Source organism: Kitasatospora gansuensis (assembly GCF_014203705.1).
GTDB lineage: Bacteria > Actinomycetota > Actinomycetes > Streptomycetales > Streptomycetaceae > Kitasatospora > Kitasatospora gansuensis.
This window is the reverse complement of the sequence record NZ_JACHJR010000001.1, coordinates 4443831-4465082: the sequence shown is the minus strand read 5'-3', so window position 1 is coordinate 4465082 and position 21252 is coordinate 4443831. Positions and strand designations below refer to the sequence as shown.

Annotated in this window: 22 protein-coding genes and 1 tRNA gene; 9 read left to right on the top strand and 14 right to left on the bottom strand. The window is 71.8% G+C overall.

The window, feature by feature from the left end:
• The first annotated feature begins 38 nt into the window (after nt 1-38).
• Nucleotides 39-1028 (top strand): HNH endonuclease, encoded by a 990-nt coding sequence (locus F4556_RS19825; RefSeq protein WP_184917994.1) that lies wholly within the window; start codon nt 39-41, stop codon nt 1026-1028.
• Nucleotides 1029-1126: 98 nt separating this feature from the next.
• Here F4556_RS19825 and F4556_RS19820 read toward each other — a convergent pair.
• Nucleotides 1127-1200, bottom strand: a tRNA-Thr gene (locus F4556_RS19820).
• A 281-nt stretch (nt 1201-1481) separates the two neighbouring features.
• Between F4556_RS19820 and F4556_RS19815 the strand changes: the two genes are divergently transcribed.
• The 3 genes from F4556_RS19815 (at nt 1482) to F4556_RS19805 (ending at nt 4026) form a co-directional block, all read left to right on the top strand.
• The gene (locus tag F4556_RS19815) at nt 1482-2573 is read left to right on the top strand and encodes an ABC transporter ATP-binding protein (RefSeq protein WP_184917991.1); all 1092 of its coding nucleotides are present in this window, start codon (nt 1482-1484) and stop codon (nt 2571-2573) included.
• A 204-nt stretch (nt 2574-2777) separates the two neighbouring features.
• The gene (locus F4556_RS19810; protein ID WP_184917988.1) at nt 2778-3215 is read left to right on the top strand and encodes a hypothetical protein; all 438 of its coding nucleotides are present in this window, start codon (nt 2778-2780) and stop codon (nt 3213-3215) included.
• Between the two features lie 64 nt (nt 3216-3279).
• Entirely contained in the window at nt 3280-4026 is a 747-nt protein-coding gene (locus F4556_RS19805; protein ID WP_184917985.1) for a nucleotidyltransferase family protein, read from the top strand.
• Nucleotides 4027-4090: 64 nt separating this feature from the next.
• Here the strand turns inward: F4556_RS19805 and F4556_RS19800 are convergent, their stop codons facing one another.
• The 7 genes from F4556_RS19800 to F4556_RS19770 all read right to left on the bottom strand — a co-directional run bounded on the left by F4556_RS19800 (nt 4091) and on the right by F4556_RS19770 (nt 10833).
• Nucleotides 4091-5602, bottom strand: a complete 1512-nt coding sequence (locus F4556_RS19800) for a DoxX family protein (protein ID WP_221503654.1) — start codon at nt 5600-5602, stop codon at nt 4091-4093.
• A 182-nt stretch (nt 5603-5784) separates the two neighbouring features.
• Nucleotides 5785-6780 (bottom strand): 23S rRNA (guanosine(2251)-2'-O)-methyltransferase RlmB, encoded by a 996-nt coding sequence (gene rlmB / locus F4556_RS19795; RefSeq protein ID WP_184917979.1) that lies wholly within the window; start codon nt 6778-6780, stop codon nt 5785-5787.
• Between the two features lie 119 nt (nt 6781-6899).
• The gene (gene cysS / locus F4556_RS19790; RefSeq protein WP_184917976.1) at nt 6900-8294 is read right to left on the bottom strand and encodes a cysteine--tRNA ligase; all 1395 of its coding nucleotides are present in this window, start codon (nt 8292-8294) and stop codon (nt 6900-6902) included.
• 72 nt (nt 8295-8366) lie between these two features.
• Nucleotides 8367-8759 (bottom strand): PPOX class F420-dependent oxidoreductase, encoded by a 393-nt coding sequence (locus F4556_RS19785; protein WP_184917973.1) that lies wholly within the window; start codon nt 8757-8759, stop codon nt 8367-8369.
• 98 nt (nt 8760-8857) lie between these two features.
• The gene (ispF, locus tag F4556_RS19780) at nt 8858-9349 is read right to left on the bottom strand and encodes a 2-C-methyl-D-erythritol 2,4-cyclodiphosphate synthase (protein WP_184917970.1); all 492 of its coding nucleotides are present in this window, start codon (nt 9347-9349) and stop codon (nt 8858-8860) included.
• Nucleotides 9339-10112 carry a 2-C-methyl-D-erythritol 4-phosphate cytidylyltransferase gene (gene ispD, locus F4556_RS19775; protein ID WP_313068367.1) on the bottom strand — a complete coding sequence of 258 codons (774 nt, stop codon included), beginning with the start codon at nt 10110-10112 and terminating at the stop codon, nt 9339-9341. The genes ispF and ispD overlap by 11 nt, the downstream gene beginning before the upstream one ends.
• 238 nt (nt 10113-10350) lie before the next feature.
• Entirely contained in the window at nt 10351-10833 is a 483-nt protein-coding gene (locus F4556_RS19770) for a CarD family transcriptional regulator (RefSeq protein WP_030244332.1), read from the bottom strand.
• A 373-nt stretch (nt 10834-11206) separates the two neighbouring features.
• Between F4556_RS19770 and F4556_RS19765 the strand changes: the two genes are divergently transcribed.
• Nucleotides 11207-11893: a DUF461 domain-containing protein gene (locus F4556_RS19765; RefSeq protein WP_184917964.1), complete on the top strand. Its 687-nt coding sequence runs from the start codon at nt 11207-11209 to the stop codon at nt 11891-11893.
• Nucleotides 11894-11951: 58 nt separating this feature from the next.
• Here F4556_RS19765 and phoP read toward each other — a convergent pair whose 3' ends face one another.
• Complete coding sequence (gene phoP / locus F4556_RS19760) at nt 11952-12647, bottom strand: two-component system response regulator PhoP (protein ID WP_184917961.1); 696 nt, start codon at nt 12645-12647, stop codon at nt 11952-11954.
• On the bottom strand, nt 12644-13912 hold the full coding sequence (locus F4556_RS19755) for a sensor histidine kinase (RefSeq protein ID WP_184917958.1): 1269 nt from the start codon (nt 13910-13912) through the stop codon (nt 12644-12646). Before F4556_RS19755 ends, phoP begins: the two co-directional genes overlap by 4 nt.
• A 280-nt stretch (nt 13913-14192) precedes the next feature.
• Between F4556_RS19755 and phoU the strand changes: the two genes are divergently transcribed.
• Together phoU and F4556_RS19745 are read left to right on the top strand one after the other, a co-directional pair.
• Nucleotides 14193-14867 (top strand): phosphate signaling complex protein PhoU, encoded by a 675-nt coding sequence (gene phoU, locus F4556_RS19750; protein ID WP_184917955.1) that lies wholly within the window; start codon nt 14193-14195, stop codon nt 14865-14867.
• Between the two features lie 166 nt (nt 14868-15033).
• Nucleotides 15034-15213, top strand: a complete 180-nt coding sequence (locus tag F4556_RS19745; RefSeq protein ID WP_184917953.1) for a hypothetical protein — start codon at nt 15034-15036, stop codon at nt 15211-15213.
• Nucleotides 15214-15298: 85 nt separating this feature from the next.
• On the opposite strand, the gene F4556_RS19740 is transcribed toward F4556_RS19745, so the two are convergent.
• Entirely contained in the window at nt 15299-15886 is a 588-nt protein-coding gene (locus tag F4556_RS19740; RefSeq protein WP_184917950.1) for a lytic polysaccharide monooxygenase auxiliary activity family 9 protein, read from the bottom strand.
• 254 nt (nt 15887-16140) lie between these two features.
• On the bottom strand, nt 16141-16899 hold the full coding sequence (locus F4556_RS19735) for a phosphoglyceromutase (protein WP_184917947.1): 759 nt from the start codon (nt 16897-16899) through the stop codon (nt 16141-16143).
• 157 nt (nt 16900-17056) lie between these two features.
• On the opposite strand from F4556_RS19735, the gene F4556_RS19730 reads away from it, so the two are divergent.
• Complete coding sequence (locus F4556_RS19730) at nt 17057-18304, top strand: MDR family MFS transporter (RefSeq protein ID WP_184917943.1); 1248 nt, start codon at nt 17057-17059, stop codon at nt 18302-18304.
• Nucleotides 18305-18307: 3 nt separating this feature from the next.
• Here F4556_RS19730 and F4556_RS19725 read toward each other — a convergent pair whose 3' ends face one another.
• Nucleotides 18308-18835 carry a type III secretion system chaperone family protein gene (locus tag F4556_RS19725; protein ID WP_184917940.1) on the bottom strand — a complete coding sequence of 176 codons (528 nt, stop codon included), beginning with the start codon at nt 18833-18835 and terminating at the stop codon, nt 18308-18310.
• A gap of 48 nt (nt 18836-18883) precedes the next feature.
• Nucleotides 18884-20242: a D-inositol-3-phosphate glycosyltransferase gene (gene mshA, locus F4556_RS19720; RefSeq protein ID WP_184917937.1), complete on the bottom strand. Its 1359-nt coding sequence runs from the start codon at nt 20240-20242 to the stop codon at nt 18884-18886.
• 165 nt (nt 20243-20407) lie between these two features.
• On the opposite strand from mshA, the gene F4556_RS19715 reads away from it, so the two are divergent.
• On the top strand, nt 20408-21238 hold the full coding sequence (locus tag F4556_RS19715; protein ID WP_184917934.1) for a class I SAM-dependent methyltransferase: 831 nt from the start codon (nt 20408-20410) through the stop codon (nt 21236-21238).
• Nucleotides 21239-21252 lie beyond the last annotated feature (14 nt).

The following is a 21252-nucleotide window of genomic DNA, read 5'->3' as shown; positions in this document are numbered from 1 at the left end:
TGCCGCTGCCCTTCGGGCCAACTCCTATGCTGGGCAACATGCGTAAGGGAGAGTTCACGCGCGAGTCAGTCCTCAAAGCCATCGATGAATACGACCGCGTGGGCCAGGAGACCTTCCTGACCACATACGGTTACCGTCCGGCTCGGGACTACCTTCTCGTCCATGACGCCAAGGAGTATGACTCGAAGGCGATTGCCGGGGTAGCCCACCGATACGAGTACGGCCAGGCCCTAGGACCGCACGCCTTTCATGGCGGCCTCCAGGAAGCCGTGGCGTGGCTTAAGCGGGCCGGATTTGAGGTGAAGTCAATCCGAAACCCCGACTGGGTCTGGGACGAGATCCTGCTGGCTTGCGCCATCACGGCAGACAACGGCTGGAAGGGGCTGGGTGCGACAGACCCGCGCGTGATCGAGGTTTCTGAGTTGCTTCAACTCATGCCAATCCACGATCTATCCTCCCGGAACGACACCTTCCGCAACAACAACGGCGTAGCGCGCAAGACCTTCGACATCGCCACTCACCATCCGGACTACACAGGTAAGCCCACCAACGGCGGCGCGAGGGACGTTGCGGTCCTCAAAGCCTTCCTGGACAGCCCGCTCGAGATGGCCGCCGCCGCGGAACTCGTCCGAGCAGGCATCCTGAGCGGGGAACTGCGAGAGCTGCCGCCAGCCGACGAGGAAGCCGACGAGTTCGACGCTCCAGAGGGCCGCCTCTTGGTCCGCAAGCACTTCGCCCGTGAGCGCAACCGTGGGCTTCGCCAACGGAAGATCAACGCAGTGCTTGGCCAGGGTTCCCGACTCGCCTGCGAAGTCTGCGACTTCGACTTCCAACGCGCATACGGCGACCGCGGCATGGGATACATCGAGTGCCACCATGTAGTCCCCCTGCATGAAGCAGGAGAAGGGCGTACGAAGCTCTCAGACCTGGCTCTGATCTGCGCGAACTGCCACCGCATGGTCCACCGCCGCGCGCCATGGCCTACGCCACAGGAGCTTCGAGCCCTGATGGCCCGCCAGCGTCCATAGTCACAGCCATCACCGCTCGAGCAACGACGAAGGGCCAGCTCCCCGGGGTCACCCCGGGGAGCTGGCCCTTCGGGCGTCTCGCGACGCTTCGAATCCGGAGCCCCCTGTCGGGTTCGAACCGACGACCCCCGCTTTACAAGAGCGGTGCTCTGGCCAACTGAGCTAAGGAGGCGCGGTGACCGTCCGCGGCGAGGCCACGGCGGCACCAGTGGGCAGTGTACCGGGCGGGGGTGCCCTGATGGGGAGGGATATCGATCACCGAACTACAGGCCCGTGATCGGACTGATGCCGAAATCGGCCGCCCGGAGGGCTGACAATCCGACGATCCGCCGGGTACCGTCGCGAGAAGTCGTCGCGGTGGTGGTTCAGACCACTGACCGGGGCGGCGGACGACAACCCAACCTTTACTCGGATCGTCCGGCACGTTCCTGCCGGTGAAGGAGTGCAAGAACCATGGCTTCTGTCACGTTCGACAAGGCGACCCGGCTGTACCCCGGCGGCACCAAGCCCGCCGTGGACGCCCTGGAGCTGCACGTCGAGGACGGCGAGTTCCTCGTCCTGGTCGGCCCCTCCGGCTGTGGCAAGTCCACCAGCCTCCGGATGCTCGCGGGCCTGGAGGACGTCAACGGCGGTGCGATCCGCATCGGCGACCGCGACGTCACCCACCTGCCGCCGAAGGACCGGGACATCGCGATGGTGTTCCAGAACTACGCGCTCTACCCGCACATGACCGTCGCGGACAACATGGGCTTCGCGCTCAAGATCGCCGGCGTGAACAAGGCCGAGATCCGCGCCAAGGTCGAGGAGGCCGCGAAGATCCTCGACCTGACCGACTACCTGGACCGCAAGCCGAAGGCGCTCTCCGGTGGTCAGCGTCAGCGTGTCGCGATGGGCCGCGCGATCGTCCGCGAGCCGCAGGTCTTCCTGATGGACGAGCCGCTCTCGAACCTGGACGCCAAGCTCCGCGTCTCGACCCGTACCCAGATCGCGTCGCTCCAGCGCCGCCTGGGCATCACCACCGTCTACGTGACCCACGACCAGGTCGAGGCCATGACCATGGGCGACCGCGTCGCGGTGCTCAAGGACGGTCTGCTGCAGCAGGTCGACAGCCCGCGCAACATGTACGACCGCCCGGCCAACCTCTTCGTGGCCGGCTTCATCGGCTCGCCCGCGATGAACCTGGTCGACGTCCCGCTGGTGGACGGCGGCGTGAAGTTCGGCGGCTCGGTCATCAACATCTCCCGTGACGAGCTGGCCGGCGCCGGCACCGACAAGAGCGTGACCGTCGGCATCCGTCCGGAGCACTTCGAGATCGTCCCGGCGGGCGGCATCGAGGGCGTCGCGGTGACCGTGAACGTGGTCGAGGAGCTCGGCGCGGACGGCTTCGTCTACGGCACCACCAAGATCGGTGGCGACGACAAGGACATCGTCGTGCGCGTGCACGGCCGCCAGATCCCGGCGAAGGGCGAGACCATCCACGTGGTCCCGACCGGCGGCGAGACCCACGTCTTCAACACCACCACCGGTGCCCGCCTGAGCGCCTGACAACCAGTCTGACGACCCGTCGGCGCCCATTGAGCGTCTGACGACTTGTCGACATCACGAACCCCCGACCGGGGCCTCACCGGTCGGGGGTTCGGTCGTCCGTGCGCCGTGCGTCAACCGGACGGCGGGACGAAACAGGACACGCGTCACTCATTGGGGTAACGGAGGGCGACCTCGACCCCACACACCGCTACGCTCCTGACCGTGAAGCAGCTCGTGCGCCGCATCGGCCAGACCGTTGCCCTGACCCTGCCCGTGATCCTGGTGACCACCGGGACGCTCGCCGTCACCCGCGTCCCCTGGGCGCCACCGACCGGCCTCGACCAGCAGGTGGTGGCCGCCTCCAGTGGAGACGGCACCATCGGCCGCACCGCCACCGCCACCAACACGCAGGGCATGGCCCCGCAGGACGCCCTCCGGGTCGACCTGATGGACGAGCTGCGCACCCACAACCCGGGCACCGCGCTCGACCTGCTGGAGCGCACCATGCGGGAGAAGCCCGCGCTCACCCCGTACTGCAGCACGCTGGCCGCCGACCTCGGCAAGGCCGCCGTGCGCAAGTACCAGGGCGACGCGCAGCGGGCCCGCTCGTTCGCCCGCCCGGTCTGCGACGGCTCGTTCGCGGCGGGCGTGGTCGGCTAAGCCCCACCGCGGGCCGCGCGGCCCGCGGCCCGTACGGTCACGCCGGCCGCCCTAGAGTGCTGTCATGACCGCTGACTCGACCGCATCGCACCCGCACTCCCCCGCCGTGACCCAGGCCGTCATCCTGGCGGGCGGGCAGGGTTCGCGGCTGCGCCCGTACACCGACGACCGGCCCAAGCCGCTGGTCGAGATCCCGGGTACCGGGATGCCCATCCTCGGCCACCAGCTCGGCTGGCTCGCCGCCGAGGGGGTGACCGATGTGGTGATCTCCTGCGGGCACCTCGCCGAGGTGCTCCAGGAGTGGCTCGACCAGGCCGACCTGCCGCTCGCCGTCAGCACCGTGGTGGAGACCGTCCCGCTCGGCCGCGGCGGCGGCCTGAAGCACGCGGCCAAGGCGCTCCCCCGGCCCGCCGAACCCTGGTACGCCACCAACGGCGACATCTGGACCAGGTTCAGCCTGCGCGACATGGCCGCCTTCCACCACGAGCGGGACGCCGTCGCGACGCTCGCGCTGGCCCGGCCGCGGATCCCGTGGGGCGCGGTGGAGACCGACCAGTTCGGCAACGTGCTGGACTTCATCGAGGCGCCGCCCTCGCCCTTCCTGATCAACGCCGGGCTGTACGTCTTCGCGCCGGGCTTCCAGGAGCTGCTGCCGGACGTCGGCGACCACGAGCGCACCACTTTCCCCCAACTCGCCCGCAGCAAGCGGCTGGCGGGCTACCAGCTGCCGCAGGGGTGCTACTGGCGGGCGATCGACACCGCGAAGGACCTCACCGAGGCGGCCAAGGAGCTGGCGGCGACGGCATCCTGACGAAGGAAAACCAGAAGCGCGGTGGACCGTACCAACCGGCCCACCGCGCTTCCGCGTGTTCAGCTCAGGCGTCCACCCCGGCCGGGCCCGAGCCCGAGCCCGAGCCCATCCCGACCAGCAGCGGAGCGCCGAGCACCCCGCCCAGCAGCCCGCTCGAACTGCTGCTGCTGGCCGGCCTGGGCGCGGTCCCGCCCGCGCCGGCGCTTCCGCCGGAACCGGTACCGGCGGTGCTGCCCTTGCCCGACGGCACCGGGGCGACCGACCCGGACTCCGACTTGGTCGAGCGGGGCTTGCCGCTGCCGCTCTTGCTGGGCGAGGGGGTCGGGGTCGGTGCGGGGGTCTTCGGCGCCGGACCGGCCGGGGCCGGCGTCGGCGAGGGGCCGTTGCCGGGCCACATCGGCGAACCGAAGTCGGTCGGCGGCTTGGCCGGGGCCGGGTCGGTACGGCCGCCGGTACGGACCGCCGCGCCGAGCATGGAGCCGAGCAGCAGGGTCAGCCCGACCACCACGGCGGTCACCACGCCGCTGCGGCGCAGGATCCGCCGCCGCAGCGCGGCCGGGGCCGAGGAGCCGTACCGGCGCCAGGCCTCCAGCGCGATCCGGCCGTCCAGCGAGCCGAACGGTGCCCCGGCGATCAGCAGCGGGCTCCAGGCGGCCAGGAAGATCAGGTCGGGGGTGTCGTAGACCGGCACCGCCCGCCAGCTGACCGTGAACAGCAGCGCGGCCGAGAGCGCCATCGCCATGCCGGCCGCGGCCCGCTGCCAGAGCCCGAGGATCGACAGCACGCCGACCACGATCTGGATGAACGCGACCGCGAGCCCGGAGCCCACCGGGTGGGCCATCGCGAAGTCCAGCAGCGGCTGCGCGACCCCCCACGGGTGCAGCGAGGCGAGCCAGCGCATCATCGAGCCGCGGTCGCCGCCGTCGAAGTACACCGGGTCGCAGAGCTTGCTGAACCCGGCGTAGACCGAGAGCGAGCCGAGCACGATCCGCAGCGGCAGCAGCACCAGGCCGAGGTCGACCTTGCGGCCCGGGTACCAGGCGTGCCGGGAGTCGGCGCCGGTCGCCGAGACCTCGGGCAGTTCGCCCGCCGGGGCCCAGCTCTCCACCGGCTCCGGCTCCGGCGGCCTGGCCGGGCTCTGCCGGTACGCCCGGAGCTGCTCGGTGGCCTCGCCGCCGACCGGCCCGGCCGGGGCCGGCACGGTGTTGAGCCGGACCGCCTCCAGCAGCTGGGTGGCCGCCAGGTCGCCGGGGGCCGCCTGGCCCGTCCAGGTGACGGCGGTGACCCGCCCCTTGCGCCGGCCCGGGGCGGCACCAGCCACCACCGCGCCGGCCGCACCGGCCAGCGCCGGGACCGGCACGCCGCCGACCACGACCTGGGGGGTGACCATCGGCCGTGGGGTGAAGGCCGCCATCGAGTACGGGTCGCCGAAGGCCGCGCCCGCCGGGGCGTCGATCAGCGGGGCCACCGGGGCGGCCAGCCGGACCCGGAAGCTGGCCTGGGTACTGCTGAGCCGAGCCGGGTCGGACGGCACCTTGACCGTGTTGAGGCCGGGGCCGGCATCTATTCCCGCCATGCCGCCCGGGGCAGGGCGCCGAGGTGTTCTGGTGTCCACACCCGTCTAACCGGGTGACGGCCGGTTAGGACACTCTCCCGGGTGGATTCCTGACGCCGATTGAAGTGATCATGAGTAAACCGACCGGGCCTGACCAGGCCCGATCGGTTCACTACGACAAATGAGCGTCAGGTTCCGGTGTTTCAGGCGCCCTTGGCCCGCAGCCGGGCCGCCTCGTAGAGCACGATGCCCGCCGCGACACCGGCGTTCAGCGACTCGGTCGCACCCGGCATCGGGATCCGCACTCGGATGTCACAGGTCTCCGAGACCAGCCGGGAGAGGCCCTTGCCCTCGCTGCCGGCCACGATCACGACCGGGCCGGTGAGCGCCGCCAGATCGCCGATCTCAGCCTCGCCGTCGGCCGCCAGGCCGACCACCAGCAGACCGGCCTTCTGGTACGCCTCCAGCGCGCGGGTCATGTTGGTGGCGCGCGCCACGGGCAGTCGCGCTGCGGCGCCCGAGGAGGTCTTCCACGCCCCGGCGGTCATGCCGGCGGCCCGGCGCTCCGGGATCACCACGCCGTGCGCCCCGAAGGCGGCGGCGGAACGGACCACGGCGCCCAGGTTGCGGGAGTCGGTGACCCCGTCCAGCGCGATCACCAGCGGGTCCTCGCCGTTGTCGGCGGCGTCCGCCAGCAGGTCCTCCGGGTGCGCGTACTCGTACGGCGGGACCTGGAGCACCATGCCCTGGTGGTTCATCCCACCGGTCATGTTGTCGAGCTGGACGCGCGGCGCCTCCATCAGCGGCACACCGCGCTCGGTGGCGGCTTGCAGCGCCTCGCGCACCCGGTCGTCGGTGTCGATGAACTGCAGCACGTACAGCGCGGTGGCGGGCACCCCGCCGCGCAGCGCCTCGACCACCGAGTTACGGCCGAAGACCAGCTCGGCCGCGCCCGAACCGCCACGGCCGCCACGGCCGCTCGCGCCGGCCCGGCGCATGCCGGCCCGCGACTTGGCGTCCATCTCGCGCTTCACGGCGGCGTTGGCCTGCCGCTGCTTGATGTGACCCTTGCGGGCCGAGGCGGGCGGGGTCGGGCCCTTGCCCTGGAGCGCCTTCCGGCTGTGCCCGCCGGTGCCGACACTCGCGCCCTTCTTCGAGTCGGGGTTGCGTCGGTTCCTGCGCTGGCTGTTGCCGGCCATGGCTGTACTTCCCTTGTCTGTCTCGCACGCCCCGGCGGCGACCGCCGACGGCATGCTCTGCGTCATGCGGATGGGCCGTACCGGTCCGGTACGGCCCACCCTCACCCCGGTGAGCGGGGTTACTGGTTGTTGAGCGTCCAGCGTGAGCCGGTCGGTCCGTCCTCGATGGACAGACCCGCCAGCACGAGCTGGTCGCGGATCGCGTCCGCGGTCGCGAAGTCCTTGCGGCCCCGGGCGGCCTGCCGCTGCTCCAGCACCAGCTGGACCAGCGAGTCGACCACCCCGTGCAGGTCGTCGCCGCGTTCGGCGCCGGCCCAGTGGTCGTCGAGCGGGTCGAGACCCAGTACACCGAGCATCGCACGGACCTCGGCCAGCCGCGCCACCGCGTTCTCCTTGTCGTCCGCGGTCAGGGCACTGTTGCCCTGGCGGACGGCGGTGTGCACGACGGCCAGCGCCTGCGGCACACCGAGGTCGTCGTCCATCGCCTCGGCGAAGGCCAGCGGCACCTCGGGCGCCGCGTCCACCGGACCGCAGCGCTCGATCACCCGCTGGATGAAGCCCTCGATCCGGCCGAAACCGGTCTCGGCCTCCCGGATCGACTCCTCGCTGTACTCGATCATCGAGCGGTAGTGCGGCCCGGCCAGGTAGTACCGGAGCACGATCGGACGCCAGCGCTGGAGCATCTCGGAGATCAGCACCGAGTTGCCGAGCGACTTCGACATCTTCTCGCCGCTCATGGTGACCCAGGCGTTGTGCACCCAGAAGTTGGCGAAGTCGTCGCCGAACGCCTTCGACTGGGCGATCTCGTTCTCGTGGTGCGGGAAGATCAGGTCGAGCCCGCCGCCGTGGATGTCGAAGGCCTTGCCCAGGTACTTGTGCGCCATCGCCGAGCACTCCAGGTGCCAGCCGGGACGGCCGCGGCCCCACGGGGTCTCCCAGCTGGGCTCACCCTCCTTGGACCGCTTCCACATCGCGAAGTCGCGCGGGTCCCGCTTGCCGGTCTCGCCGGTGCTCTCCGGCTGCCGGAGGTTGTCCAGCTCCTGGTTGGAGAGCGCCAGGTACTCGGGGTACGTGGTCACCGCGAAGTAGACGTTGCCCTCGGACTCGTAGGCGTGGCCCTTCGTGATGAGCGTCTGCATCATCTCGATCATCTCGGGCACGTGGCCGGTGGCCCGCGGCTCCGCCGACGGCGGCAGGCAGCCCAGGGCCGCGTAACCCTCGTTGAAGGCACGCTCGTTGGTGTACGCGATCTGCCACCACGGGGTGCCGAGCTCGCGCTCCTTCTGGATCACCTTGTCGTCGATGTCCGTGACGTTGCGGACGAAGGTGACCTGGTAGCCGCGGTAGCCGAACCACCGGCGCATCACGTCGAAGTTGAGGTTGGACCGGATGTGTCCGATGTGCGGGGGCGCCTGGACGGTCGCGCCACACAGGTACATGGAGACACAGCCCGGTACAAGCGGGACGAAGTCGCGTACCTGGCGGGTGCTGGTGTCGTACAGGCGAAGGCTCACAGCGTCAAGCGTAGTGGGCGGCGGGGGGTGCCCCGCCACCTTTCGCCCACGCGGACGTCAACTGCGCCGGGTTCAGGCGTTGCCGACCGCCTTGCGGGGCGACAGCCGGACCACCACCCGGATGTCCTCCGGGCCGTCGTTGCGGTAGTCGTGGCCGAGGTACTTCCGGCACAGCTCGTCGATCAGCTCCCGGCCGCCCTCCCTGGTCATGGTCACCTCGCCGCGCAGTTCCAGGTAGCGGTACGGGTGGTCCGGCGGGTTGACGAGCAGGCTGATCCGCGGGTCCCGGACCATGTTGAGGTGCTTGCGACGGCCCTCGACGGTGGAGAACAGCACGTCGTCACCGTCCCGCTTGATCCAGACCACCGAGGACTGCGGGCTGCCGTCCGGCTGGACGGTCGAGACGGTGACGAAGGACTTGGCGTCGAACAGCGCCTTGGCCTGGTCGGAGAGCTGGACGGCCATGCGGGGCCCCTTCCGTCGGTACGCCCGGTTTCACCGGCCACGCTAGTGAACCGGGCGTCACCCACGGGAACTGAACACCCGTCAGGCCACCGAACGGGCTAAGCCCGGTACACCAGCGCGGTGGCGATCGCCGCCAGTCCCTCGGCCCGGCCGGTCAGGCCCAGGCCGTCGGTGGTGGTGCCGGAGACCGAGACCGGCGCGCCGACCGCCGCCGAGAGCGCGGCCTGCGCCTCGGCCCGGCGCTTGCCGATCTTCGGGCGGACGCCGATCACCTGGACCGCGACGTTGCCGATCTCGAAGCCCGCCGCCCGGACGATCCGGGCCGCCTCGGCGAGCAGTGTGACGCCGGAGGCGCCTGACCACTCGGGGCGGTCGGTGCCGAAGTGCGCGCCCAGGTCGCCCACCCCGGCCGCCGAGAACAGCGCGTCGCAGGCGGCGTGCGCCGCCACGTCCGCGTCGGAGTGCCCGGCCAGCCCGAACTCGGCGTCCGGCCAGTCAAGCCCGGCCACCCGGAGCGGGCGGCCGACCTCGAAGGCGTGCACGTCGGTGCCGATCCCGACCAGCGGGATCAGCGGAGCGTCAGAAGCCATCGGAGGCCCTCCTCCGGGCGAGTACGGCCTCGGCCAGCACCAGGTCCAGCGGGCGGGTCACCTTGAACGCCTCCTCGTGGCCCGGCACCACGACCACCCGGCCGCCGAACCGCTCCACCAGACCGGCGTCGTCGGTCACCGCCACCGGCTCGGTGAGCGCGCGCTCGTGCGCGGCGGCCAGCACGTCCCGACGGAAGCCCTGCGGCGTCTGAACCGCCCGCAGCGCCGAACGGTCGGGCGTGTCCAGCACCGGCTCCGGGCGGCCACCGCTCTGCGGCTCGACCAGCTTCACGGTGTCGGCCAGCGGCACCGCCGGCACCACCGCCTCGGCCCCGGCCCGGACGGCCGCGGCGACCGCGTCCACCACCTCGACCGGGACCAGCGGCCGGGCGGCGTCGTGCACCAGCACGATGCCGACCTCGGCCGGGATCGCGGCCAGGCCGAGCCGGACCGACTCCTGCCGGGTGTCACCCCCGGCCACCACCCGGATGTCCTTGCCGTCCAGCCCGTGGCTGTCCAGCAGGGCGATCACCTCGGCCACCCCTTCCGCCGGGGCCGCCACCACCACCAGGCCGACCGCCCGGCTGCGCGCCAGCGCCCGGACCGCGTGCACCAGCAGGGGCACCCCGCCGAGCTCGCGCAGGGCCTTCGGGGCTCCGGGGCCGAGCCGCTCGCCCCGCCCGGCGGCGGGGACCACGGCTGCTGCGACTGCTGCTGTGCCGTTCAGGGTTTCGCTCCTTCGGCGCTGTGCCGGTTCTTCCAAGTTTCGCGGTCAGGTTTCGCGCCTTCGGCGCGATGGGTATGGCCCTGGCGAACACCCGGCGGTGCCTCGGTCCCTTCCGAAAGCACCGGGCTCCGTCAGGCCGTTCGGACCACCGCCCGGGTACGCCACCGGCGCCCGGGTACGCCGAAGCGCCCGAGGTGCCGGGTGACCACCCGGGTCACGTACGTGACCATGGTGACGCACCGGCATCGGGCGCTTCGACATGCGGGGGGCTGTACTACGAGGCCAGGACCTCGTCGAGCAGCGTCTCCGCCTTGTCCTCGTTGGTGTTCTCCGCGAGTGCGAGCTCGCTGACCAGGATCTGGCGCGCCTTGGCGAGCATCCGCTTCTCTCCGGCCGAGAGACCGCGCTCACGCTCGCGACGCCACAGGTCGCGGACGACCTCGGCCACCTTGATCACATCGCCGGAGGCGAGCTTCTCGAGGTTCGCCTTGTACCGGCGCGACCAGTTGGTCGGCTCCTCGGTGTACGGTGCCCGCAGCACCTCGAACACCCGGTCCAGGCCTTCCTGACCGACTACGTCGCGCACACCGACGAACTCCGCGTTCTCCGCGGGCACGCGCAGCGTCAAGTCTCCCTGCTGCACCTTCAGCACCAGGTAGGTCTTGTCCACACCTTTGATCTGGCGAATCTCGATGGCCTCGATCAGCGCAGCCCCGTGATGGGGGTAGACCACCGTGTCGCCAACCTTGAACGTCATGTGACAGGGCCCCTTCCGTGGCTTACCAGAATAACATGGTTCTCGGCCCACCCGAAGGGCGTTTTCGCAGGTCAGAGCCGGTCTCGGGGCTTGACAAGGGCCCCTCCGGCGTGCTGCGACCGGTGTTCGACGGGGCCTTCCCGCAGGTCGGAGGCGGTATACACACCTGACGAAACCTCTGGCAACACTCCCGAAACCATGATTGGATCATGGGTTTTTGCCGTATACGCGGTCGCGGCCCCCGGCGGGCCTCGCCGACCATCCTCGCCGGGACTCCACCCGCGACACGGGGCCACCCCGTGAGGACCGGACAATCGCGGTCGGTAATCTGACCCTGACCACCGACCCGAGATTCCAAGGAGATGCCGCCGCCGTGAGCCGCAGCCTTCGACGCGGCGCGATCGCCGCGATCGCCCTCGCCGCGATCCTCCCGCTGTCCGCCTGTGCCGCCGGGAACTCCCCGGACACCCTGCAGATCAAGCCGGACAACGCCGCGACGTCGATCGGGGAGAACCTCAAGCTCAACAACATCGTGGTGGTGACCGCGGCCGGGTCCAGCTCCGAGCACGCCGGTCCGGCCCAGCTCACGGTGAACATCAGCAACGCCGGCGACAAGGCCGAGACCCTGCAGTCGATCACCGTCGGCGAGGGCGTCGCGGCGACCTTCGCGGACGCCAAGGGCGCCACGCTGTCCGAGATCGTCATCCCGGCCGGCGGTGCCGTGCTGATCGGCGGCGAGGGCCAGCCGGTCGCCAAGGTCACCTCGGCCAAGCTGGAGGTGGGTGGCTTCACCCCCGCCTCGTTCTCGTTCGCGAAGGCCGGCAAGGTCTCCACCGAGGCCCAGGTGCACCCGGCCAAGGGCCTGTACGAGGACTTCGGCCCGACCGCCAACCACGGGGCGACCCCGTCCGCCTCCGGGTCGGCCTCGGCCTCGCCGTCCGCTTCGGCCTCCGCTTCGGCCTCCGCTTCGGCTTCGGCTTCGGCTTCGGCCGGCGCCTCCGGCTCGGCGTCGCCGTCCGCCGGTGCCTCGGCGTCGACCACCGCGGCTGCCTCGCACTGACACCGCGTCATGCCGAAGGCCCCCACTCGGTGCGAGCGGGGGCCTTCGGTACGTCGGTTTACGGCTCGAACTTGTAGCCCAGGCCACGGACCGTCACCAGGTAGCGCGGGGCACCCGGGTCCGGCTCGATCTTGGCCCGCAGGCGCTTCACGTGGACGTCCAGGGTCTTGGTGTCACCGACGTAGTCGGCGCCCCAGACCCGGTCGATCAGCTGCATCCGGGTGAGCACCCGGCCGGCGTTCCGGAGCAGCATCTCCAGCAGGTCGAACTCCTTGAGCGGCAGGTCGACCTTGGCGCCGTCCACCGTGACCACGTGCCGGTCCACGTCCATCCGGACCGGGCCGGCCTCCAGCGCGCCGGGGCCGCCGCCGTCCGCACCGCCGTTGCCGTCCTCACCACGGCGGCGGAGCACCGCGCGGATCCGGGCGACCAGCTCGCGGGTGGAGTAGGGCTTGGTCACGTAGTCGTCGGCACCTATCTCCAGGCCGACCACCTTGTCGATCTCGCTGTCCTTGGCGGTGACCATGATCACCGGGACGTTGGAGCGGACCCGGAGCTGACGGCAGACCTCCGTACCGGGCAGGCCGGGGAGCATCAGGTCGAGCAGCACCAGGTCGGCGCCGTTGCGTTCGAACTGCTCCAGCGCGTCGGGGCCGGTGGCGGCGATGGCCACCTCGAAGCCCTCCTTGCGGAGCATGTACGACAGGGCGTCGCTGAACGACTCCTCGTCCTCGACCACCAGTACTCGGGTCACGATCGGGCCTCCGGGGCAGGAAGGGGGTTGGGGAGAGTGGTTGGGCTCTGCTGGCTCGCCGCCGGAGCCTGACCGGCGGGAAGTCGGACGGTGAAGGTGGAACCCTGGCCCTCGACGCTCCACACCGACACGGTGCCGCCGTGGGAGGCCGCCACGTGCTTGACGATGGAGAGGCCGAGGCCGGTTCCGCCGGTGGCGCGGGAGCGGGCCGGGTCGACGCGGTAGAAGCGTTCGAAGATCCGCTCGCGGTCCTTCTCGGAGATGCCGATGCCCTGGTCGGTCACCGAGATCTCGATCAGCTCGCCGTCCGCCTCACCGAGGGCGGCGGCGCTGGAGATCCGCCGGGTGGCGATCGCCACCCGGGTTCGGGGCGGGCTGTAGTTGACCGCGTTCTCCACCAGGTTGCCCAGCGCGGCGGCCAGCTGGCCGCGGTTGCCGTGCAGGTAGAGGCCGCCGATGCCGCCCGCCGCGATGTGGATCTGCTTGGCGGCGGCGGGCTGGCGGCAGCGGTCGATCGCCTCGGCGATCAGGGTGTCCACCGGGACCGGCTCCGGGTCGACCATCAGCTGGTCGTCCTGGACCCGGGACAGGTCGATGATCTCCTGCACCAGGCTGGCCAGCCTGGTGGCCTCGATCTGCATCCGGCCGGCGAAGCGCTGCACCGCCTCCGGGTCGTCGGACGCGTCCGCGACCGCCTCGGAGAGCAGTGAGAGCGCGCCGACCGGGGTCTTCAGCTCGTGCGAGACGTTGGCCACGAAGTCCCGCCGGACCGCCTCGATCCGGCGGCGCTCGGTGAGGTCCTCGACCAGCACCAGGACCAGCCGGGAGCCGAGCGGGGCGACCCGGACGGAGACCGCCAGCGGGTCGGTGGCCCGGGCCGCGCCCGGCCTGGGCACCTCCAGCTCGACCTGTCGGATCTCGCCGTCCCTGCGGGTGGCCCGGGCCAGCGAGAGCATCTGCTCCACGGCCATCGCACCACCCCTGACCAGGCCCATCGCGTACGCGGCGGAGCTGGCCTTGACCACCTCGTCGCCGTCGCCGAGCACGATCGCGCAGGAGCGCAGCACCGAGAGCACGGTGTCCACGCCCGGCGGGAGCGATGGCTCCTGGGTCGGCGCGCTGCCGACACCTGTCTTTCCGCCCTTGGTTCCGCTGCCTGCCCTGGCCTGCTCCCGCTCACTCCAGCGGAAGGCGATCGCGGCTGTGAGACCGACACCGAGCCCGGCTATGGCGCAGGCTGCGGCGAGGGCCACATTCACGTCCATGTGGCCAGCGTAAGCGCATGACGGCGGCCCACCCCCGGGGTGAGATCAAGGCATCGGCCGCGCGTTGCCGAGAATTCACCTTCACGCTGCCACTGGTTCACTGCACCGGCCGTGCGTGGTCGCCCGAACGGCCCAAGGTGGGTTGCGCAGCCCGCGCGGGCGGTGACGGCACTACGATGCCGCCACCAGCAGCGGCCGTCCCGATCGTCAGACGGGCTCGCTAGTCATGTGAGATGGCCGGTCGGCACCGCCACCGACAGAGCTACTGAGGAGAGCAGCAATGCGCGACGCGTACCACGAGGAACTGGACTCGATCAGCGACGGCCTGGTCGAGATGGCCCGGCTGGTCGGTTCGGCCATGGGTCGGGCCACCACCGCGCTGCTCGACGCGGACCTGGCGCTGGCGGAGAGCGTGATCGCCGCCGACGACAAGGTCAACGCCCTGCACCACGACCTGGAGAACCGGGCCATCGACCTGCTGGCCCGTCAGCAGCCGGTCGCCACCGATCTGCGGATCGTGGTCACCTCGCTGCGGATGAGCTCCGACCTGGAGCGCTGCGGCGACCTGGCCCGGCACGTGGCCAAGGTGGCCCGGCTGCGCTTCCCGGAGACCGCCGTCCCGAACGACCTGCACCCGATCGTGCTGGAGATGGGGCAGCTCGCCCAGCGGCTGGTGGCCAAGGCCGGCCAGGTGATCGCCACCAAGGACGTCGAGAAGGCGCTCGAGCTGGAGCAGGACGACGACGCGATCGACGCGCTGCACCGCGAGCTGTTCTCGCACCTGCTGGACGACCGCTGGCAGCACGGCATCGAGACCGCGGTGGACGTCACCCTGGTCGGCCGCTACTACGAGCGCTTCGCCGACCACGCGGTCTCGGTGGCCAAGCGCGTGGTCTTCCTGGTGACCGGCGAGCACGTGGCCGACTTCGTCGCCAACGCCGAGTCGGCGGAGTAGGGGTCGTCGTACGGGTCCCGGGTCGAGCGGCGCGGGGGCGCACGGGGCGGTCCTGAACCGCCCCTGCGCGCCCGTTGACGCCCCGTCACCGGCGGCGCTTCACTCAGGGGGTGGGCACACCTCCGTGTGCGCCGCAGTGTGCCAGTGCCAAGGAGGGCCCAGCGCGATGAAGGCAACCACCGCTCCGACCAGTCCACCGGCGAGCCTCGTCGAGCCCACCAGCCCCGCCCTGCTGCCGATCCTCGCCGCCGGGTGCGGCTGCGGTGGCGGCTGCGGCTGCGGCTGCCAGTCGGGTGCGCCCTGCCAGTGCGGCGGCGCCTCCGGCGGCTGCTGCGGCGGTCACTGACCCGGGCCGGTCCCACCGTCCCGCCCGTCGGCCGGGCGCCCCTGTCCTGAGCGGGGCGCCCGGCCGACGTATGTCCGCCCGGCTGCTAGAACTGCAGGTCGACGCAGGAGTAGAAGGCGTTCGTGGTGTCGGCGACGTCCCACACCGCGAGCAGCACGTGGTGCCCGGTCAGCCCGGCCGGCAGCGGCACGCTGTGGGTGAGCGTGCTGGGCGGCTGGGCGTTGTTGCCCGGGACGGTCAGCAGCGGGGTGAGGTTGAGGTTGCTCCGGCTCAGCACCGAGGACGCGCTGTAGCCCGGCTTGGTGAGGAAGTACCGGTACTGGGCGGTGGCGTGCCTGGCGGTGAACTTCCAGGTGAAGTTCTGCTTCTGACCCGCCGCCACCTTGGTGGTCGGCCAGGCCCCGTTCCGCGGGTTGTCCAGCTGGGCGAACCGGCTGTTGCCGCCCGCGCAGAGCTTGCCGTCGGCCGGGCCACCGCTCGGGAAGCCCTTGGGCCCCTCGACGCTCTGCGGCTCCCACTGGATGTCGCCGCAGCCGGTGACGGTGCCCGCCGCGCAGTACGCGGCCCGGCTGGGCGGCCCGCTGATGTAGCCGTGCGAGAAGGCCGGAATCGCGGTGGCGACCTGCACGGCCAGGGCCCCGACGAGGGCCGCGAACAGATGGCGCTTACGCATGGTGCTCCTTCCGGACTCGTCCCCGGGCAGGCCGGAGCGAGCTGTGGGGGTGGATGGAGTGCATGACTGGCGAACGGCCGCCGGTGGGGGATCTTGGCGTGCTCGCGCCAGCGCTGGTCCATACGGTAGGAGCGCCCGACCGACCCGTCAATGGTCTGAACCACCGCCCCACTACGGCGAGTTGACACCCCGGCAGACAGAAGGGCCCCACCGGCGCGAACGCACCGGTGGGGCCCTCGGGGACTGCGTCGGGCTTACTTCTTGCCCTGGTTCTTGACCGCCTCGATGGCGGCCGCGGCGGCGTCCGCGTCCAGGTAGCGGCCGCCCTTGGTGACCGGCTTGAAGTCGGCGTCGAGCTCGTAGACGAGCGGGATGCCGGTGGGGATGTTCAGGCCCGCGATGTCCTCGTCGGAGATGCCGTCGAGGTGCTTGACCAAGGCGCGCAGGCTGTTGCCGTGCGCGGTGACCAGGACGGTCTTGCCGGCCGCCAGGTCGGGCACGATCGCGTCGTACCAGTACGGCAGCATCCGGTCGACGACGTCCTTGAGGCACTCGGTGCGCGGACGCAGCTCGCTCGGGATGTCGCCGTAGCGGGCGTCGCCGGCCTGCGAGTACTCGTTGCCGTCCTCGAGCGCGGGCGGCGGGGTGTCGTACGAGCGGCGCCAGAGCTGGAACTGCTCCTCGCCGAACTCGGCCAGGGTCTGGGCCTTGTCCTTGCCCTGGAGGGCGCCGTAGTGGCGCTCGTTCAGCCGCCAGCTGCGGCTGACCGGGATCCAGTGCCGGTCGGCCTTGTCCAGGGCGATCTGCGAGGTGCGGATCGCGCGGCGCAGCAGGGAGGTGTGCAGCACGTCGGGGAGGAAGCCCTCGGCGGCGAGCAGCTCACCGCCGCGTGCGGCCTCCTTCTCGCCCTTCTCGTTGAGGTCGACGTCGACCCAGCCGGTGAAGAGGTTCTTCTGGTTCCACTGGCTCTCGCCGTGACGGAGCAGGATCAGTCGGTAGGTCGTGTCAGCCATGGGGGTCAGCTTAATAGAGGTGAATAACGGCTGGTCGGGACGGAGGTCCCTCGGTAATGTTCGGCTCGGATAAGAGCCACTTACATTGGCGCTGAGCGGTCAGCCTGCCCCTCCCTGCACCGCTCAGCGCGACCTCATGCCCACCGGGAGCCCCCACATGCCCGCCCTGCAGCGCCTGGTCGTCTCACTATCGGAGACGGGCCGTGGACTCCCCCGCCGGTTCTGGTGGCTCTGGACGGCCACCCTGGTCAACAAGCTCGGCGGGTTCGTGGTGCCGTTCCTGGCGCTCTACCTGACCGCCGACCGGGGCTACTCGGCGGCGTACGCGGGTCTGGTCGCCTCGCTGTTCGGTCTCGGCTCGGCGATCGCGGCGATCGGCGGCGGTGTGCTGACCGACCGGATCGGGCGGCGGCCGACCCTGCTCGCGGCGCAGCTCGGCACCGCCGTCAGCGTGGCGGTGCTCGGCTTCACCGACGGGCCGGTGGCGATCGCCTCGATGGTCTTCCTGGTCGGTCTGGCCAGCAACGCCTCCCGCCCGGCGATCTCGGCGATCATCGCCGACGTGGTGCCCGCCGAGGACCGGGTGCGGGCGTACTCGCTGAACTACTGGGCCGTCAACATCGGCTTCGGCGTCTCGACCGCCGCGGCCGGTGTGATCGCGGCGGGCGGCTATCTGACGCTCTTCCTGTTGGACGCGCTGAGCACGCTGCTCTGCGCGGTGGTGGTCTTCGTGAAGATCCCGGAGACCAAGCCCGCCGTCACCGCCACCGAACGTTCCGAACCCGCGGTCCACCTGGGCACGGTGTTCGCCGACCGCCGGTTCATGGCCGTGGTCGGGATCAACCTGCTGCTCGCCCTGGTCGCCCAGCAGGGCAGCACCACGCTGGCCGTCGACATGGGGCAGGCCGGGATCACCGCCGCCCAGTACGGCTGGGTGATCAGCCTGAACGGCCTGCTGATCGTGCTGCTCCAGCTCCCCCTGACCAGGCTGATGGAGGGCCGGAGCCGGACCGCGCTGCTGCTGGCCAGCGCGCTGCTGATCGGGTGGGGCTTCGGGCTGACCATGTTCGCGGGTTCGTCGGTCTGGTTCTTCGCCTTCACGGTCGCGGTCTGGACGATCGGCGAGATCATGAACGCCCCGACCATGACGGCGCTGGTCGCCGAACTCGCCCCGGCGCAGGCCCGGGGCCGCTACCAGGGCGTGTACTCGCTCTCCTGGTCGCTCGCCATGTTCATCGGCCCGGTGGGCGGCTCGGTGCTGCTCCAGTACGGCGGCGGAGCGGCGGCCTGGGGCACCTGCGCGGGCCTCGGCACCCTCGCCGCGGCCGCCTTCCTGCTGCTCGGGCGGCGGCAGGCGGTCGAGCGCGTGCCCGCGGCGGCGGAGCCGGACCGGGCCGCCGTCTGACGGTCAGTCGGTCTCCGGCCGTTCGTCGGCGGGACCGGCCAGGTGGGTGAAGGCCTCGAGGTTGCGGGTGGACTCGCCGCGCTTGACCCGCCACGCCCACTCGCGCCGGATCGCGGTCGCGAAGCCGAGCTCCAGCAGGGTGTTGAAGGGCTCGTCGGCCCCCTGCAGCACGGTGCCGAGCAGCCGGTCCACCACCTCGGCGGTCAACCCCTCCAGCGGCAGCCGTCCCGCCAGGTAGACGTCGCCGAGCGCGTCGAGCGCGTACCCGACACCGAACAGCTTGGTGTTGCGCTCCAGCAGCCAGCGGTAGACCGCCTCGTGGTTCTCGTCCGGGCGCCGGACCACGAAGGCGTTCACCGAGAGGGTGTGGTCGCCGACCCGGAGCGCGCACGGGGTGGCCAGCTTGCGCGTCCCGGGCAGCGTCGCGACCAGCGTGTACGGATCGGTCGCGGCGGGCTCCCAGGCCACGCCCGCCTCGTCCAGCGCGGTCCGGAGCAGCGCGAGGGCGTCGTCCTTGGTACGGATTGCCATGGGGGAGACGTTACTCGGCGGTACCGCGCCCGACGCGATGACTCCCCGTCAGGCCAGCCGCAGGCCGCCGCGCAGCCCGGACCGGTGCATCGCCGCGGTGTACACCTCGGCGGTGCTCGCCGCGGCGGTCTCCCAGCCGAACGCCGCCGCGTGGGCGGCGGCGGCCGCCCCCTGACGGTGCACCAGCTCGGCGTCGGTCACGTACGGGCGCAGCGCGCGGGCCCAGTCGTGCGGGTCGTGGCCGGTCACCAGGGTGCCCGTCCGCCCGTCCCGGACCGCGACCGGGAGACCGCCGACGGCGGCTGCCACCACGGGGGTGCCGCAGGCCTGCGCCTCCAGCGCGACCAGCCCGAAGGACTCGCTGTACGAGGGCATCACCAGGGCCGTGGCGGCCCGGTACCACTGGGCCAGCTCGGCCTGGCCGACCGGCGGGTGGAACCGGACCACGTCGCAGATGCCGAGCTGGGCGGCCAGCTTCTCCAGGCTCTCCGGCTTGGCCAGACCGCTGCCGGACGGGCCGCCGACCACCGGCACGACCAGCCGACGGCGCAGCTCGGGCTCGCGCTCCAGCAGCACCGCGACCGCCCGGAGCAGCACGTCCGGTGCCTTGAGTGGCTGTATCCGGCCCGCGAAGAGCAGCACGGCGGCGTCCTGCGGCAGGCCGAGCCGGGCCCGGGCGGCCTGGCGGTCGCCGGGGCGGAAGACCTCGAGGTTGACGCCGGGGTGCACCACGGCCAGCTGATCCGGCCGGGCCGCGTAGTGGAAGGCCAGCTCGCCGGCCTCCTCGGCGGTGTTGGCGATCAGCCGGTCGGCGGCCTCGACCACCTGGCTCTCGCCGATCACCCGGGCGGCCGGCTCGGGGGTGTCGCCCTCGGCCAGCGCCGCGTTCTTCACCCGGGCCATGGTGTGCATGGTGTGCACCAGCGGGACGCCCCAGCGCTGGGCGGCCAGCCAGCCGACCTGGCCGGAGAGCCAGTAGTGCGAGTGCACCAGGTCGTAATGGCCAGGCCGGTGACCCGCCTCGGTGCGCAGCACCGCGTGTGTGAAGGCGCACAGCTGGGCCGGCAGGTCCTCCTTGATCAGGCCCTCGAACGGACCGGCCGTGACGTGCCGGACCAGCACCCCGGGCGCCAGCTCGACCGTCGGCGCGTCGTCGGAGCTGATCGCCCGGGTGAACACCTCGACCTCGATGTCGAGCTCGGCCAGCCGCTTCGCCAGCTCGACGATGTAGACGTTCATCCCGCCCGCGTCGCCGGTGCCCGGCTGGTGCAGCGGGGAGGTGTGCACGCTCAGCATCGCGATCCGGCGCGGCCGACGGGAACGGCCGCCCATCAGGGCCTGCAACCGGCCCCGGGTGGGGGGCAGGAGCTGGGCACGCAGAGCCGTTCGAGCAGGGTGCTGAGTCACCTGCGGAGGCCTCCTTTGTTGCTCCCCGTCTGCCGCCCACTGGCCGCGGGCATTCGTCCAGTGTGACAACCGCCGAAGGTGCGGACGGCATTCCCGTCCACCTGGTGGGACCGTCAGACGCCACCTGTTGGGACCGTCAGACGGCCCCGCCGTAGGCTGCTGGGCATGGCCGCCACGTTCGATCCCTCCAGCTCCGCCGCCCGTGGGCGGAAGGACCGACCGGTCGGCACGGTCACCCGGGGCACCACCAACACCAACCGGCTGCGGCGGATGGACCGCTGGATCGCCCACACCCTCGGCCCCGCCCTGCGCTCCGCCGACCGGCCGCCGGTCGCGGTGGACCTCGGCTACGGCGCGGCGCCGTGGACGGCCGTCGAGCTGTCGGGCCGGCTGCGCACCGTCCGGCCGGACGTCCGGACGGTCGGCATCGAGATCGAGCCGGAGCGGGTCGCGGCTGCGCTGCCGTACGCCGAGCCGCCGCTGCTGACCTTCCGCCGGGGCGGGTTCGAGGTCCCGCTGGACGGCGGGGAGCGGGCACTGCTGATCCGGGCCGCCAACGTGCTGCGGCAGTACGAGGAGTCGGCGGTGGCGGCGGTCTGGGAGCGACTGTGCGGACGGCTGGCGCCCGGCGGGCTGCTGGTCGAGGGCACCTGCGACGAGATCGGGCGGCGGCACGTCTGGGTCGCGCTCGGCCCCGAGGGGCCGCGGACGGTCACCTTCGCGGCCCGGCTGGGCGGCCTGGAGCGGCCGTCCGACCTGGCCGAGCGGCTGCCGAAGGCGCTGATCCACCACAACGTGCCCGGGCGTCCGGTGCACGCCTTCCTCGCCGACTTCGACCGGGCCTGGTCGGCGGCCGCGCCGTACGGGGCGTTCGGGGCCCGGCAGCGCTGGGTGGCCGCCTGCCGGTCGCTGGGCGGGAGCTGGCCGCTGGTGGACGCGCGCGGGCGGTGGCGGCAGGGCGAGGTCACCGTGCCGTGGAGTGCGCTGGCGCCCTGAGCCTTTCGGGGTCT